At 69.2% G+C, this 14040-nt stretch carries 13 protein-coding genes and 2 riboswitches; of the genes, 7 read left to right on the forward strand and 6 right to left on the reverse strand.

Translation table 11 applies throughout. The annotated features are described in order from the left end of the window. Window positions 1–51 precede the first annotated feature (51 nt). Window positions 52–621: a manganese efflux pump MntP gene (gene mntP, locus HMPREF1224_RS16840; protein ID WP_003091017.1), complete on the reverse strand. Its 570-nt coding sequence runs from the start codon at window positions 619–621 to the stop codon at window positions 52–54. A 9-nt stretch (window positions 622–630) separates the two neighbouring features. Then, window positions 631–796, reverse strand: a riboswitch (yybP-ykoY riboswitch). 157 nt (window positions 797–953) lie between these two features. Beyond that, window positions 954–1159: riboswitch (cobalamin riboswitch) on the forward strand. A 98-nt stretch (window positions 1160–1257) separates the two neighbouring features. On the opposite strand from mntP, the gene HMPREF1224_RS16845 reads away from it, so the two are divergent. The 4 genes from HMPREF1224_RS16845 to HMPREF1224_RS16860 are packed head-to-tail and all read left to right on the forward strand — an operon-like array spanning window position 1258 to window position 6236. Then, complete coding sequence (locus HMPREF1224_RS16845; protein ID WP_010793182.1) at window positions 1258–3414, forward strand: TonB-dependent receptor; 2157 nt, start codon at window positions 1258–1260, stop codon at window positions 3412–3414. A gap of 52 nt (window positions 3415–3466) precedes the next feature. After that, window positions 3467–4240 carry an ABC transporter ATP-binding protein gene (locus HMPREF1224_RS16850; protein WP_003091019.1) on the forward strand — a complete coding sequence of 258 codons (774 nt, stop codon included), beginning with the start codon at window positions 3467–3469 and terminating at the stop codon, window positions 4238–4240. Continuing rightward, window positions 4237–5208 (forward strand): ABC transporter substrate-binding protein, encoded by a 972-nt coding sequence (locus HMPREF1224_RS16855; protein WP_003101423.1) that lies wholly within the window; start codon window positions 4237–4239, stop codon window positions 5206–5208. Before HMPREF1224_RS16850 ends, HMPREF1224_RS16855 begins: the two co-directional genes overlap by 4 nt. Continuing rightward, window positions 5205–6236, forward strand: a complete 1032-nt coding sequence (locus HMPREF1224_RS16860) for a FecCD family ABC transporter permease (RefSeq protein ID WP_003101425.1) — start codon at window positions 5205–5207, stop codon at window positions 6234–6236. Before HMPREF1224_RS16855 ends, HMPREF1224_RS16860 begins: the two co-directional genes overlap by 4 nt. Here HMPREF1224_RS16860 and HMPREF1224_RS16865 read toward each other — a convergent pair whose 3' ends face one another. From HMPREF1224_RS16865 to HMPREF1224_RS16875, 3 genes are all read right to left on the reverse strand, one after another. Continuing rightward, window positions 6237–7103 carry an MBL fold metallo-hydrolase gene (locus tag HMPREF1224_RS16865; RefSeq protein ID WP_003101427.1) on the reverse strand — a complete coding sequence of 289 codons (867 nt, stop codon included), beginning with the start codon at window positions 7101–7103 and terminating at the stop codon, window positions 6237–6239. Between the two features lie 119 nt (window positions 7104–7222). Beyond that, window positions 7223–7816: a LysE family translocator gene (locus HMPREF1224_RS16870; RefSeq protein WP_003114018.1), complete on the reverse strand. Its 594-nt coding sequence runs from the start codon at window positions 7814–7816 to the stop codon at window positions 7223–7225. Between the two features lie 50 nt (window positions 7817–7866). Continuing rightward, window positions 7867–8703 carry an AraC family transcriptional regulator gene (locus tag HMPREF1224_RS16875; RefSeq protein ID WP_003101431.1) on the reverse strand — a complete coding sequence of 279 codons (837 nt, stop codon included), beginning with the start codon at window positions 8701–8703 and terminating at the stop codon, window positions 7867–7869. Between the two features lie 210 nt (window positions 8704–8913). On the opposite strand from HMPREF1224_RS16875, the gene HMPREF1224_RS16880 reads away from it, so the two are divergent. Together HMPREF1224_RS16880 and HMPREF1224_RS16885 are read left to right on the forward strand one after the other, a co-directional pair. Beyond that, complete coding sequence (locus tag HMPREF1224_RS16880) at window positions 8914–9687, forward strand: SDR family oxidoreductase (protein WP_003101432.1); 774 nt, start codon at window positions 8914–8916, stop codon at window positions 9685–9687. Window positions 9688–9737: 50 nt separating this feature from the next. Then, a complete protein-coding gene (locus tag HMPREF1224_RS16885) occupies window positions 9738–9995 on the forward strand; it encodes a hypothetical protein (protein ID WP_003101434.1) in 258 nt (85 codons plus the stop codon). Between the two features lie 11 nt (window positions 9996–10006). Here the strand turns inward: HMPREF1224_RS16885 and HMPREF1224_RS16890 are convergent, their stop codons facing one another. Then, window positions 10007–11644 (reverse strand): methyl-accepting chemotaxis protein, encoded by a 1638-nt coding sequence (locus HMPREF1224_RS16890; protein WP_003114016.1) that lies wholly within the window; start codon window positions 11642–11644, stop codon window positions 10007–10009. Window positions 11645–11728: 84 nt separating this feature from the next. Then, complete coding sequence (locus HMPREF1224_RS16895) at window positions 11729–12718, reverse strand: LysR family transcriptional regulator (RefSeq protein ID WP_004344617.1); 990 nt, start codon at window positions 12716–12718, stop codon at window positions 11729–11731. A 100-nt stretch (window positions 12719–12818) separates the two neighbouring features. Here HMPREF1224_RS16895 and HMPREF1224_RS16900 point away from each other — a divergent pair, with 100 nt between their 5' ends. Then, on the forward strand, window positions 12819–13988 hold the full coding sequence (locus HMPREF1224_RS16900; protein WP_003114014.1) for a M20 aminoacylase family protein: 1170 nt from the start codon (window positions 12819–12821) through the stop codon (window positions 13986–13988). The last annotated feature ends 52 nt before the right edge of the window (window positions 13989–14040 follow it).

The raw sequence follows: 14040 nt of genomic DNA on the forward strand, positions 1-14040 counted from the left end.
GAACGCCCACCCACTCGCTGCGACCTGTCCCGCCTCCGTCTCCGGCGCCGCTCACGCCGCGCTGAGATGCTCGTAGAGAATGGTCGCGCCGACCAGGATCAGCACCACCCCGCCGACCATCTCCGCGCGCTTGCCGGTCACCGCGCCGAGCGCCCGGCCGAGCATGGTGCCGAGGGTGACCATGGTCATGGTGGCCAGGCCGATGGCACCGGCGGCGAGGAAGATGTTGACGTCGACGAAGGCCAGGCCGACGCCCACCGCCAGCGCGTCGATGCTGGTGGCCAGCGCCGTCACCGCGAGAATCCAGAACGAATGCTGGCCGGGCTTTTCCTGTTCCGTCGCATGATCCGCGCGCAGGCCGTTGTGGATCATGTGCAGGCCGAGCAGCACCAGCAGGACGAAGGCGATCCAGTGATCCCAGTCGGCGACGAACTGGCTGGCGGCCTGGCCAAGCAGCCAGCCGACCAGAGGGGTGATGGCCTCGATCACGCCGAAGATTATCCCGGTGCGCAGCGCCTCCGACAGGCGCGGCCGATCCAGGCTGGAGCCCTTGCCGATGGCCGCGGCGAAGGCATCGGTGGACATGGCGAAGGCGAGGAAGATCAGGGAAACGGGATTCACGCGGATACTCCAGCCGGGCATGAGTCAACGACATGCCCCCGCGGCCCGGCTTCGGCGCAGGAATGTCGTTGGTCTCACCAATCCGGTTGGATGCGCTGGCCATGGCAGGTTGCCAAGAATGTTGACCAGCGCGCCGTCAACGGGTGACGGCAGGCTACTCCCCAAGGAAGGCCGGCAGCATAGCAGGCCGGCGTGAAGAAAATGTGATGACCCGGGAAGCTGCGCCAGGGCGTGGGGTCCGGCGAAGAAAGACTGCACAAGCGAATTGTTATAGTATAACATTTTATTCAATCCAGATCGTTCAAGGCTTGACTGGAAACGGTGCGGATGTTCCCATCCGGCCCGTTCCAGGTGCCTCCTGCCGCCGCGCAGGAGGTGAAACGGGAAGCCGGTGCGTCACTTCGGTGATCAGTCCGGCGCTGCCCCCGCAACGGTAAGCGAGCGAAATCCTCTTCAGGCCACTGTGCTCCGGCATGGGAAGGCGAGGATTTCACGACCCTCGCAAGCCCGGAGACCGGCCTGCAACGCCCTGTTGGCACACCCGCGGTGGGCGGGAGCGAGCCGGTTGTTCGAGGCGCTGTCGCGCCTGCGATTTCCTGCGCGTTCCGTCCTGCCCGGTCATGAGATGGAACGCCCATGCCCCGCTTCAGCCGTTTGCGCACCGAGCCTTTCGCCCTCGGCCTATCCACCAGCCTGCTGCTGGTACCGCCCGCCCTCGCCGAAACCGAGGAAGCCGCCCTCGCCCTGCCCAGCCAGTTGGTCAGCGTTCGCCAGGATCCCGCCGAACTCGACCACATCGACCTCGCCACTCCGGTCAGTGCCGGTTCGCGCCTGGGCCTCAGCGCCCTGGACACCCCGGCGAGCACCAGCAGCATCAGCGGCGAGGAAGTTCGCCGACGCAACAACCCCAGCGTCCAGGCCGCCGTTACCCGCAGTCCCGGCATCAGCTTCATCGGCACCCCCGGAGATGGCGGTACCGGCCTCTCGGCGCGCGGCTTCAGCGGCCATGCGTCGGTGATGCAACTGTTCGACGGCACGCGCCTGTACACCGGCATGGGCACGGTGAACTTCCCCAGCGATCCGTGGATGGTCGAGCGCATCGACGTGATCCGCGGCCCGGCCTCGGTGCTGTACGGCGAAGGCGCCACCGGCGCGGTGATCAACGTGGTGCCGAAGAAGCCTTTCGCCGGCGAGATCCGCAACCACCTGCGCCTCGGCTACGGCTCCTACGACAACCGCCAGTTGGCCCTGGACAGCGGCGGCTCGCTGACCGACAGCCTCAGCTACCGGCTCAACCTGAACCAGCAGCAGAGCCACGGCTGGATCGACCGTGGCGACTCGCGCAACCTGGGCATCAGCGCGGCGCTGCGCTGGCAGGCCAGCGACGATCTGGCCTTCACCCTCGCCCACGACTATGGCGACCAGGAGCCGATGAACGACTTCGGCACCCCGCTGGTCGGCGGCAAGTACCACAAGCGCCTGCGCGAGAAGAACTACAACGTGCGCAACGACGTGCAGCGCTACAACGACCAGTGGACCCGCCTGACCAGCGACTGGAGCCTTTCCGACAGCGTCACCGCGAGCAACCAGCTGTACTACATCAAGGCCCGCCGTCACTGGCGCAACGCCGAAACCTACGAATGGGACGTCCCGCGCGAAGAGCTGTTGCGCAGGGACTACCTGCGCATCAGCCACGAGCAGGAGCAGATCGGCGACCGCCAGACCTTCGCCTTCCAGCACGCCCTGTTCGGCCTCGACAGCCGCACCCTGGTCGGCGCCGAGTACAACCGCATCCGCTTCCGCCTGACCAACAACTCGCCCTATACCGATGTCGGCGGCGACTACATCGACCCCTGGCACCCCGCGCCCGGCTACTTCGAAAGCCGCTCGCCCTACCGGCCGCACTCGCGCAGCCAGACCCGCACCTTCGCCCTGTTCGCCGAGAACCGCCTGCAACTCAACGAGCGCCTGTCGCTGGTGACCGGGGTGCGCCGCGACCAGAACCATATCGACCGCGACGACCTGCGCACCGGCACCCGCAGCGACCGCAGCCTGCAGGGCGGCAACTGGCGCGCCGGGCTGGTCTTCGCGCTGACCCCGGAACTGTCGCTGTACGGCCAGTACTCCACCAGCGAAGACGGCGTGAACAACCTGATCACCCTCGATGAGAAGCAGCAGCGGATGGACCTGACCCACTCGAAGCAGACCGAGGTCGGCCTCAAGCAGCTGTTCCCGGACGGTCGCGGCGAATGGACCCTGGCCGCCTACCATATCGTCAAGAAGAAGCTGCTCAGCGCCAACCCGCTGCCGCCGCACGACGTGCAGCAGGTCGGCCAGCAGAGTTCGGACGGCCTGGAGGCCAGCCTGGAACTGAACCTGGCCCAGGACTGGCGGCTGTCAGCGAACGCCGCGCTGGTGCGTGCCGAATACGACGACTTCGACGAAACGATCGACAAGCAGACCTACTCGCGCAACGGCAACCGCCCCAGGAACGTGCCACGGCGCACCGCCAACCTCTGGCTGGACAAGTCCTTCGCCGATACCCTGCGCGTCGGCGCCGGGCTGCGCTACGTCGACCGGCGCTACGCCGACGCCGCCAACCAGGCCAGCCTGCCCGGCTACACGGTGGTCGACGCCAACCTGGGCTGGCGGGTACGGCCGGACCTGACCCTCGGCCTTGAGCTGTACAACCTGTTCGACCGCCAGTACGCCCTGGCTGACAACAACAACGGCCAGCAATGGATCATGGGCCAGCCGCGCTCGTTCAACGTCACCGCCGACTTCAGTTTCTGAAGCCGGCACCGCGGCAATCGTCTCTGCTGAACCACCGGACCTGCGAGTAGCCATGTCGTCCCTTCACCTCGATGCCCTGCACTGGTCGCCCGACGCCTCCACCGAGTTGCTGCGCGGCGTGCACCTGGAAGTCCCGGCCGGCAGCTTCGTCGGCCTGATCGGCCCCAACGGCAGCGGCAAGACCAGCCTGCTGCGCTGCGCCTTCCGCTATGCGCGACCGCAGCGCGGCCGGGTGGTGCTCGACGGCGACGACCTCTGGCGCCAGCCGCCGCGCTGGGCCGCCCGGCGCATCGCGGTGGTGTTGCAGGAATTCCCCGAGGACTTCGGCCTCGCCGTCGAGGACGTGGTCGCCATGGGCCGCACGCCGCACAAGGGCCTGTTCGACGGCCACGGCGCGGACGACCGCCAGCGGGTCCGCCAGGCGCTGCTCCAGGTCGGTCTCGAAGGGCGTGCCGCGAGCCCCTTCGCCAGCCTCTCCGGTGGCGAGAAGCAGCGCGCCCTGCTGGCTCGCGCGCTGGTCCAGGAACCGCGCCTGCTGATCCTCGACGAACCGACCAACCACCTCGACCCGCGCTACCAGCTGGAGCTTCTGCGCCTGCTGCGCGGCCTCGGCCTGAGCACCCTGGCGAGCTTCCACGACCTCAACCTGGCGGCGGCCTTCTGCGACCGCCTCTACGTGCTCGACGGCGGGCGCATCGTCGCCCAGGGCACGCCGACCGAGGTGCTCGACGCCGACCTGCTGTGGCGGGTGTTCGGCGTCCGCGCCCTGGTCGACCGCCACCCCCTCGCCGACCACCCGCGCCTGACCTGGATTACCCAAGCATGAAGCACCCGATCCTGCACCACCTGCTGCTCGGCGCCCTGCTCGCCTGCGCCGATGCCGCGCTGGCCGAGCGCTACCCGCTCAGCGTGCGCAGTTGCGAGCGCGAAGTGACGTTCGAGCGCGCGCCGTCGCGCGCGGTCAGCCACGACATCAACCTCACCGAGATGATGGTCGCCCTCGGTCTGCAGACGCGCATGGTCGGCTATACCGGCATCAGCGGCTGGTGGAAGAATGCCGATCCCGGATTGATCGCCGCGCTCAAGCCGCTGCCCGAGCTGGTGGCGCGCTACCCCACGGCGGAAACCCTGCTCGATGTCGACGCCGACTTCTTCTTCGCCGGTTGGGGCTACGGCATGCGCGTCGGCGGCGACCTCACTCCGGCCAGCCTGGAGCCGCTGGGGGTGAAGGTCTACGAGCTGAGCGAATCCTGCGCGCAGATCGGCGAGCCGCGCCGCGCCAGCCTCGACGAGCTGTACCGCGACCTGCGCAACCTGGGACGGATCTTCGACGTCGAACCGCGCGCCGAGCGCCTGGTCGCCAGCCTCCAGGCACGCATCGAGCGCGCCCGCGCCGGCATCCCGGCGAACGCCGAGGCGCCGCGGGTGTTCCTCTACGACAGCGGCGAGGACCGCCCCTTCACCTCTGGCCGCCTGGGCATGCCGCAGGCGCTGATCGAGGCCGCCGGCGGTCGCAGCGTGACCGACGACGTGGCGGCCAGCTGGACCCAGGTCAACTGGGAAAGCGTGGTCGCCCGCGATCCGCAGGTCATCGTCATCGTCGACTACGGCGAGACCAGCGCCGCGCAGAAGCAGCGTTTCCTCGAAGAGAACCCGGCGCTGCGCAGCCTGACCGCGATCCGCGAGCGACGCTTCATCGTCCTGCCCTATAACCAGGCCACGCCAGGCATCGGCAACGCCGCGGCGATAGAAACCCTGGTCGCCGGCCTCCACCCTCGGGCGCCACGTCCATGACCCTGTTCCGCAGCCCTCGCGCCTATTGCCTGTTGCTGGGCAGCCTGGTCATGTTGCTCGGCCTGTCCTGCGTGGTCGCCCTCGGCTTCGGTCCGGCGCGACTGGACAGCGGCCTGGTCGGCCGCATCGTCCTCCAGCGCCTGTTCGGCGTGGCGGCGGAGCCCGGTGCCTGGAGCGCCGGCCAGGAGCACATCGTCTGGCTGATCCGCGCCCCACGGGTACTGCTCGGCGCCTGCGTCGGCGCCGGCCTGGCGCTGGTGGGAGCGGCCCTGCAGGCGGTCACGCGCAATCCGCTGGCCGATCCGCACCTGCTCGGCGCCACCTCCGGCGCGACCCTCGGCGCGGTGCTGGTGGTGCTCTACATCGGCGAGGTGATCGGCCTGCTGACCCTGCCGCTGGCGGCCTTCCTCGGCGCCCTCGGCAGCATGCTGCTGGTGCTCGGCGTGGCCAGCCGCGGCGGCCGCCTGGGCAGCGACAGGCTGTTGCTGGCGGGGGTCGCGGTGTCCTTCGTGCTCCTGGCGCTGGCCAACCTGCTGCTGTTCCTCGGCGACCACCGCGCCGCCTCCTCGGTGCTGTTCTGGATGCTCGGCGGCCTCGGCCTGGCGCGCTGGTCGTTGATCTGGCTGCCGGCGCTGTGCGTGGCCGGCGGCCTGCTGGTACTGCTCGGGCTGGGCCGTGCGCTGAACGCGCTGATGGCCGGCGAACAGACCGCCGTGACCCTCGGCCTGGACGCCCGTCGCGTACGCCTGTGGGTCTTCGTCTGCTGCTCGCTGCTGACCGGCGTGCTGGTCTCGGTGAGCGGCGCCATCGGCTTCGTCGGTCTCATGCTGCCGCACGCCGCGCGCCTGCTGGTGGGTGCCGAGCACCGCCGACTGCTGCCGGTGTGCGCCCTGCTCGGCGCGCTGTTCCTGGTCTGGATGGATGTCGCCGCGCGCACCCTGATCGCCCCCCAGGACCTGCCCATCGGCATCGCCACCGCGGCCATCGGCGGGCTGTTCTTCATTCTCCTGCTGCGTCGCCGCAGCTGATCAGAACAGATCCAGCGGGATCTTCAGGTAACGCACCCCGTTGCCTTCCACCGGCGGCAGGTTGCCGCCGCGCATGTTGACCTGGATCGCCGGCAGCATCAGGGTTGGCATGCCGAGGGTGGCATCGCGCTGCTGGCGCATGGCGACGAACGCCTCCTCGTCGACGCCTTCGCGGACGTGCACGTTGTGCCGGCGCTGCTCGCCGACGCTGGTTTCGCAGCGGTGCTCGTCGCGGCCGGGAGCCGTGTAGTCGTGGCACATGAACAGGCGGGTCGCGTCGGGTAGCGCGAACAGGCGCTGGATCGAGCGATACAGTTGGCGCGCGTCGCCGCCGGGGAAATCGCAGCGGGCGGTGCCGTAGTCGGGCATGAACAGGGTATCGCCGACGAAGGCGCTGTCGCCGACCAGGTAGGTCATGCACGCCGGGGTATGCCCCGGGGTATGCAGCGCGCGGCATTCCAGGGCGCCGATGCGGAACGACTCGCCGTCCTCGAACAGGTGCTCGAACTGGCGGCCGTCCACCGGGAACGCCTCGCCGAGGTTGAACAGGCCGGAGAATTTCGCCTGCACCTGGGTGATTCGCGCGCCGATGGCCAGGCACCCGCCCAGTTCGCGCTGCAGGAAGATGGCCGCCGACAGGTGGTCGGCGTGCACGTGGGTCTCCAGCAGCCATTCCACCTGCAGGTCGTGCTGGCGAACATGGGCGATCAGGCGTTCGGCGCTGGCATGGCTGGTGCGCCCGGCGGCCGGGTCGTAGTCGAGCACCGGGTCGACGATGGCGCAGGCGCGGCTGGACGGGTCGCGCACCACGTAGCTGTAGGTGGAGGTGGCCGGGTCGAAGAAGGCAGTGATGTCGGGTTTCAACATGGAGGTTCCTTGCGCGGCGTGCTGACGGCGACCGCGCCATGGCTACGGATCGTCCCACCATAGCCAACCCGGGCCCGGCGTACCAACCCACAGGTTTGTCAGGAAGCTACCGGACCGCCTCAGAGCAGCAGGGCGGCCCAGGCCGATGCCAGCAACAACAGCGCCATGCCCTGGTTGAAGCGTTTCATCAGCGACGGCGAGCGCAGCAGCCGCGCGCTGCCGACGCCGAGCAAGGCCCAACTGGCCAGGCACGGCAGCGAAACCAGGAAGAACAGCAATGCCAGCAGGCCGATCCGCCCGGCCTGTCCGGCGCCTTCCCCGGCGAACAGTGCCAGCGCGGCGAGGGCCATCATCCAGGCCTTGGGATTGACCAGTTGCAACGCCGCGCCGCCGAGCACGCCGAGGCGCCGCGGCGGCTCCGCGCCGTCGATGCCGCCCGCGCTGCGGAACAGGCTCCAGGCCAGGTAGCTGAGCCAGCCGACGCCAAGCCAGGCGAGCCCCTGCTGGAGCAACGGGTGGCGCCGCAGCAGCTCGCCCAGGCCGAGCCCGAGCAGCAGGATCAGCGCCGCCACCGCCGCGCAGGCGCCGAGCACGATCGGCCAGGCGGCGGCCAGGCCGTGGCGCTGGCTGTTGCTCAGGACCAGGATGTTGGTCGGTCCGGGGGTGATCGAGGCGACGACGGCGAACAGCAGGAAGGGCACGAGGGATTGCATGGACGGGCTCCTGTGGCGGGGGAGCCTTCATCCTGGCGACGCGCCGGGCCTCAGTCTGGAAGCTGGGTGCACTGCCGGCGGTAGGCCGCCGGGGTCATCCCGTAGGCGCGCCGGAACCAGCGGCCGAGATGGCTCTGGTCGGCGAAACCGAGAGCGCTGGCGAGGTCCGCCGGTTGCCCGCCGACAGCGAGCATCTGCCGCGCCTTGGCCAGGCGCAACTGGACCAGGTAGGCGTAGGGTGGCAAGCCGTAGGCGGCCTTGAATGCACGGTTCAGGCGGAAGCGGTCGGTGCCGCAGGCGCTGGCCAGCTCGTCCAGGCCGATGTCCTGGTAGAAGTACGCATGCAGGTAGTCGCGGGCTTTCTGCGCCACCAGCGGCAGGCGCGGATCGAATGGCTTCGCCTCGCGCCAGCCGAGGTGCACGCGCAGCCGCTCCAGCACCAGCTCCAGGGCGGTCTGCCGCAGCAGTCGCAGCTCGCGGCCATGCAGGACGCGGAAGGCCTGGGCGATGGCCAGGGTCAGGCGCGGGTCTTCGGTGAGGTTGGCGTGGAAGCCGGGGTCGCGGTCGCTGGGCGCATCGTCGAAGGTCGCCCGCAGTTCGCGCCGCAGCCAGTCCGGCTGCAGGTACAGCATCGAGTAGGTGAAGCCGCCGGCGATCGGCGCGCGACCGTCGTGGATCTCCCCCGGTTCGACCAGGAATACCTGGCCGGCGGTGCTGTCGTGTCGGCGTCGGCGGCAGTTGAATTGCTGCACGCCGATCTCGGTGTAGCCGATCAGGTAGCTGTCGTGCCAGTGCGGATCGTAGGCGTGGCCCTCGAAATGGGCGCGCAGGGTCTCGATCCCGGTCTCGGCGTCGCGGGCCAGGTCGATCCAGTCTCGGCTCCCCATCGTGCGTCAGGTCTTCCCACTCGTTGGTTTCGTCGCCGCGACTATAACGCGCCCGTCCCGGGGTTCTAGAAGATTCGTGCAGGCGGCTGCGCTCCTCCGGAGGCGGGAATTGATCGGCGTTTCTGGACAATCTATCCAGGCCGCCGCGATTACTCCGCAAGGCCGCCCTCCCTAGACTGGGTTCTCCACTCACCGCAGGAGAAACACCCCATGGTCGACCACTCCATCAAAGGCAAGACCGTCCTCATCACCGGCGGCGCCAAGAACCTGGGCGGGCTGATCGCCCGTGATCTCGCCGCCCACGGCGCGAAGGCGATCGCCATCCACTACAACAGCGCCGCGAGCAAGGCCGATGCCGACGCCACCGTCGCCGCGCTGCAGGCAGCCGGAGCCAAGGCGGTAGCGCTGCAGGGCGATCTCACCAGCGCCGCGGCCATGGAAAAGCTGTTCGCCGACGCCATCGCCGCGGTGGGCAAGCCGGACATCGCCATCAACACCGTCGGCAAGGTGCTGAAGAAACCCATCACCGAGATCAGCGAGACCGAATACGACGAGATGAGCGCGGTCAATTCCAAGTCTGCGTTCTTCTTCCTGCGCGAAGCCGGCAAGCACGTTAACGACAACGGCAAGATCTGCACCCTGGTGACCTCCCTGCTTGGCGCCTATACCCCGTACTACGCCGCCTATGCCGGCACCAAGGCGCCGGTGGAGCACTTCACCCGTGCCGCTTCCAAGGAGTTCGGCGCGCGCGGCATCTCGGTCACCGCGGTCGGCCCGGGCCCCATGGACACGCCCTTCTTCTACCCCGCCGAAGGTGCCGATGCGGTGGACTACCTGAAGAACGCCGCGGCCTTGTCGCCGTTCTCCAAAACCGGCCTGACCGACATCGACGACGTGGTGCCGTTCATCCGCCACCTGGTCAGCGAAGGTTGGTGGATCACCGGCCAGACCATCCTCATCAACGGCGGCTTCTCCACCAAGTGAGCCACGCAGCGGCCGCCACGGCGGTCGCTGCCTGCCTGCGGAAACCCTTCATGCACGTGACCCTGGTAATCGCCGGCGGCATCGTCCTGCTCGGCCTGTTCCTGCTCTTCGGCAAACTCTGGGATGCCGGGCCGGCGCTCGCTGCCGGCCTGTTCCTGCCGACCTGGCTGGCCGTCGCGCTGGTCAACCTGTGGGTCGGCGTCCAGCACGCCGGCTACGGCTTGCGCGAAGAACTGCCGATCCTGCTGCTGGTCTTCCTGGTCCCGGCGGCACTGGCCGGCGTGGCGATCTGGCTGGCGCCGCGCTAGGCGGCGGCGCTTCAGACGCGGAAACGGCCGACCAGCCGCGCCAGTTCCGAGGACAGCTCGGACAGCCGGCGGCTGGCCCCGGTACCCTGCTCCGAATGTTCCGCCGCCTGGGCGGAAAGCTCGCGCACCTCGCTGATGTTGCGGGCGATTTCGTCGATTACCCGGCTCTGCTCCTCGCAGGCCGAGGCGATCTGCGCGGCGAGGTCGTTGATCCGCCCCACCGCGTCGCCGGTGGCGGCCAGCACGCCGTCGACCCCGGCGGCGCGCTCGACGCTGTCGCGCGCCTTGAGGCTGCCCGACTGCATGGCCCGCACGGCGTTCTGCACCCCGGCCTGGAGGCGCTCGATGCGCGCCTGGATGTCCTTGGTCGAATCCTGGGTACGCGCCGCCAGCGCCCGCACCTCGTCGGCCACCACGGCGAAACCGCGACCCTGCTCGCCGGCCCGCGCGGCTTCGATGGCGGCGTTGAGGGCGAGCAGGTTGGTCTGTTCGGCGATGCCCTTGATCACCGTCAGCACCGCGTCGATGCTGGCGGTTTCCTGGGCCAGTTGCTGGATGCTCTCGGAACTGCTCTCCACTTCCTGCGCCAACTGGCGGATCACCTCGATGGTCGCTTCCACCACGTTGGCACCCTCGCGCGCCTGCCGGCGGGCGTCATCGGCCACCTGCGCGGCGCTCTGGGCATTGCGCGCCACCTCGTGGACGGCGCTGCTCATCTGCGTCGCGGCGGTGCTGACCTGGTCCACCGATGCGTGCTCGCTGTTGATCAGACGATCGTTGGCGGCGGTCATGCCGGCCAGCGAACCGGCTGAATCGGCGACCTCGCCGGTGACCCGGCCGACCTCGCGGATCAGCGGCTGCAACTTGTCGAGGAAGGCGTTGAAGGCGCTGCCGAGGCGGCCGGGTTCGTCGCGCGAAGTGACCTCCAGGCGCACGCGCAGGTCGCCATCGCCGTTGGCGATCTCTTCCAGGCGTTGCAGCAGACGCTGCAACGGACGGGTCACCAGGCCTGGGAACACTAGCACCAGCGACAGGCACACCAGCAGGCCGAACGCCACCAGAGCCACCTGCTGCCAGCGGTGGCGCTCGCCCAGCGCGGAGGACGCCTCGCCGTCGGCGGCCGCGGCCGCCTCTTCCATCTCGTCGAGCTGGTTGATCACCTCGCGCATCGCCCCGAACTGGCGATCGCTGTCACCGTAGCTGAGCTGCGCCGCGGCGCTCGGATCGCTGGCCGCCAGGCTCAGCACCCGCGCCGAGGTCGCGCTCCAGAGGGCATAGCCGCGCTCGAACTCGGCGACCTTGGCCAGTTCCGCCTCGCCCGGCTGCATCGCCGCGTACTGGCGCACCCGATCCAGGGCCTGCTGCAGGTTTTCCGCGTGATCGTTCCTCAGGCCGGCGATCTGCTCGGCGCTCAGGTGGCCCTCGAGCAGGCTGCGCTCGGCGACGAAGGCCTGGTAGAGATCGCGGTCGGCGTTGAGCAGCAGGGCGATGCCGGGGAGAAAACGCTTGCCCAGGCGCTGGTTGGATTCGTTCAGCTGGGCGATGCCATGCACGCCGAGCGCGCCCACCAGCAGCAGAAGCACCGCCAGCAGGAGGATCGGCAGGGCGATTTTCCTGCGGAACGACAGGTTAGCGAACCATTGCAGCATGCCGGCATCCTCGCTCGTGGCTTTCCAGGCTATCGGTCGCAGCACGACCGATCTTGAGCGACCGTACGTCCGTGCCAGTAGGAATCAGACTAGCAGGCGCAGGGTTTCGAACAGGCGCCGGTCATCCTTCTTCGCCGAGCGGGCGTGGCGGCGGATCACCTGCAGCAGGCACTCGACGAAGCATTGCGCCGGATTGCTGAGGGCTCCGCCGCGCCGGGTGATGATGCCCAGCCGTCGTGGCTCGAAGGTTTCCCGCAGCACCAGCGGCACCACCCGGCCGAGCAACGGCGGGGCGGCGCCTATGATCGCCGGCACCCAGGTGCACATGTCGGCCTGCTCCACCAGGGTCTGCAGGATCGCCACGGAGTGCGCGCGGACGATGCGCCGCTCGTCGATCAAGGCGCCGTGGCGCCAGAACAACTCGCGCATCAGGGCGTCGTGGCCGTCGCCGGTGTAGTTCAACGCCCAGTCCTGTTCCAGCAGCTCGTGGATCGAGCCGCAACCCGCCAGCGGATGCCCCTGGCGGACCAGCACCGCGGTGTCGTAGTCGAGCAGCTTCTCGCAGGCGAACTCCTGGGCCGCCTGGGCGCCGTGCAGCGGGCCGATGGCGAAATCCATGCTGCCGTCGCGAAGCAATGGCTGGGCCACCGCCATCAGGCTTTCGAAAAGCTCCAGGCGCACCTCCGGCATGCGCTCGCGGAACGCCTGCACCGCCTCCGAGAGGAAGGTCAGCGCCACCCAAGGCGTCACCCCGATGCACAGCCGGCCGCTGGCCTGGCCACGCAGGTGGTCGAGTTCGACCTGCGCGTGCTCCAGTTGCTTGAGCACCAGCCGGGCGTGGATCAGCAGCGCCTTGCCGTATTCGGTGAAGGTCAGGCCGCTGGGCGTGCGGACGAACAGCGGCAGATGCTGTTCGGTTTCCAGTTCGCGCAGCGCGCGGGTCACGGCCGCCTGGGAAATCCCCAGGACGCGGGCGGCGGCGCGGATGCCGCCCGCGTCGGCACTGGCGACCAGGGCTTGCAACTGGTGGAGTTTCACGGGCTTACCGAGGTGACAACGAAAGGTTGTCATCATAGCCAAAGCGAGCCTCCCCGCCAGTCCCCCGCTTGCCTACCATCGGCTTCGACAACGCCCCGCCGCCCACCGGTCGGAGCCCTTGAGGAGAACAAGAAGAATGACCGAGCCTGCCGTCCTGCCCGCCATCGCGGCGCTGCGGGAAGAGATGGTTACCTTGCGCCGCCATATCCATGCCCACCCGGAGTTGGGTTTCGAGGAACGGCGAACCGCCGCGCTGGTCGCCGAATGCCTGGAGGCCTGGGGCTACCAGGTCAGCCGTGGGGTGGGTCGCACCGGCGTGGTCGGCACCCTGTGCCGCGGCGAGGGCCCAGCGCTGGGCCTGCGCGCCGACATGGACGCGCTGCCGATCCAGGAAGCCACCGGCCTGCCCTACGCCAGCCAGGTGGACGGCGTGATGCACGCCTGCGGCCACGACGGCCACACCGCGATGCTCCTCGCCGCGGCCAGGCACCTGGTCGAGTCGCCGCACTGGCGCGGCACCCTGCAACTGATCTTCCAGCCTGCCGAAGAGGGCCTCGGCGGTGCCCGCGCGATGCTCGACGACGGGCTGCTGGAGCGCTTCCCCTGCGACGCCATCTTCGCCATGCACAACGTCCCGGGATACCCCGTCGGCCACCTCGGCTTCCATCCCGGCCCCTTCATGGCCTCGGCCGATACCGTGGTCATCCGCGTGATCGGCAGTGGCGGCCACGGCGCGGTGCCGCAGCGCACCGTCGACCCGGTGGTGGTCTGCTCCGCCATCGTGCTGGCCTTGCAGAGCATCGTCTCGCGCAACGTCGACCCGCAGGACACCGCGATCGTCAGCGTCGGCGCGATCCATGCCGGGACGGTCTCCAACGTGATCCCGGCCAGCGCCGAAATGATCCTCAGCGTCCGGGCCCTGACCGCGGAAACCCGTGCCCTGCTGGAGCGCCGCATCGGCGAACTGGCCCGCGGCCAGGCCGCCAGCTTCGGCGCGCGGGCGGAGGTCGACTACCGGCATTGCCATCCGGTGCTGGTCAACCATCCCGGGCAGACCGCGTTCGCCCGCGAGGTGGCCCGCGACTGGCTGGGCGAGGAATGCCTGATCGACGGACTGCGGCCGTTCACCGCCAGCGAGGATTTCGCCTTCATCCTCGAACGCTGTCCCGGCAGCTACCTGGTGATCGGCAATGGCCAGGGCGAGAGCGGCTGCCAGTTGCACAACCCCGGCTACGACTTCAACGACGACTGCCTGGCCGTCGGCGCCAGCTACTGGGTGCGACTGGCCGAGCGCTTCCTGGCCTGAGCCAGGGTTTTCAACGGGCGCGCGGCCTGGCGCGCGCGGATCGACAGAGGAC

The organism is Pseudomonas sp. P179 (assembly GCF_000478485.2).
Taxonomy (GTDB): Bacteria; Pseudomonadota; Gammaproteobacteria; order Pseudomonadales; family Pseudomonadaceae; genus Pseudomonas; species Pseudomonas aeruginosa.

Coding starts and splice junctions, on each gene's coding strand:
- HMPREF1224_RS16845 (WP_010793182.1), top strand. CDS start 1,258: ATGCCCCGCTTCAGCCGTTTGCGCACCGAGCCTTTCGCCCTCGGCCTA.
- HMPREF1224_RS16850 (WP_003091019.1), top strand. CDS start 3,467: ATGTCGTCCCTTCACCTCGATGCCCTGCACTGGTCGCCCGACGCCTCC.
- HMPREF1224_RS16855 (WP_003101423.1), top strand. CDS start 4,237: ATGAAGCACCCGATCCTGCACCACCTGCTGCTCGGCGCCCTGCTCGCC.
- HMPREF1224_RS16860 (WP_003101425.1), top strand. CDS start 5,205: ATGACCCTGTTCCGCAGCCCTCGCGCCTATTGCCTGTTGCTGGGCAGC.
- HMPREF1224_RS16865 (WP_003101427.1), bottom strand. CDS start 7,103: ATGTTGAAACCCGACATCACTGCCTTCTTCGACCCGGCCACCTCCACC.
- HMPREF1224_RS16870 (WP_003114018.1), bottom strand. CDS start 7,816: ATGCAATCCCTCGTGCCCTTCCTGCTGTTCGCCGTCGTCGCCTCGATC.
- HMPREF1224_RS16875 (WP_003101431.1), bottom strand. CDS start 8,703: ATGGGGAGCCGAGACTGGATCGACCTGGCCCGCGACGCCGAGACCGGG.
- HMPREF1224_RS16880 (WP_003101432.1), top strand. CDS start 8,914: ATGGTCGACCACTCCATCAAAGGCAAGACCGTCCTCATCACCGGCGGC.
- HMPREF1224_RS16885 (WP_003101434.1), top strand. CDS start 9,738: ATGCACGTGACCCTGGTAATCGCCGGCGGCATCGTCCTGCTCGGCCTG.
- HMPREF1224_RS16890 (WP_003114016.1), bottom strand. CDS start 11,644: ATGCTGCAATGGTTCGCTAACCTGTCGTTCCGCAGGAAAATCGCCCTG.
- HMPREF1224_RS16895 (WP_004344617.1), bottom strand. CDS start 12,718: ATGATGACAACCTTTCGTTGTCACCTCGGTAAGCCCGTGAAACTCCAC.
- HMPREF1224_RS16900 (WP_003114014.1), top strand. CDS start 12,819: ATGACCGAGCCTGCCGTCCTGCCCGCCATCGCGGCGCTGCGGGAAGAG.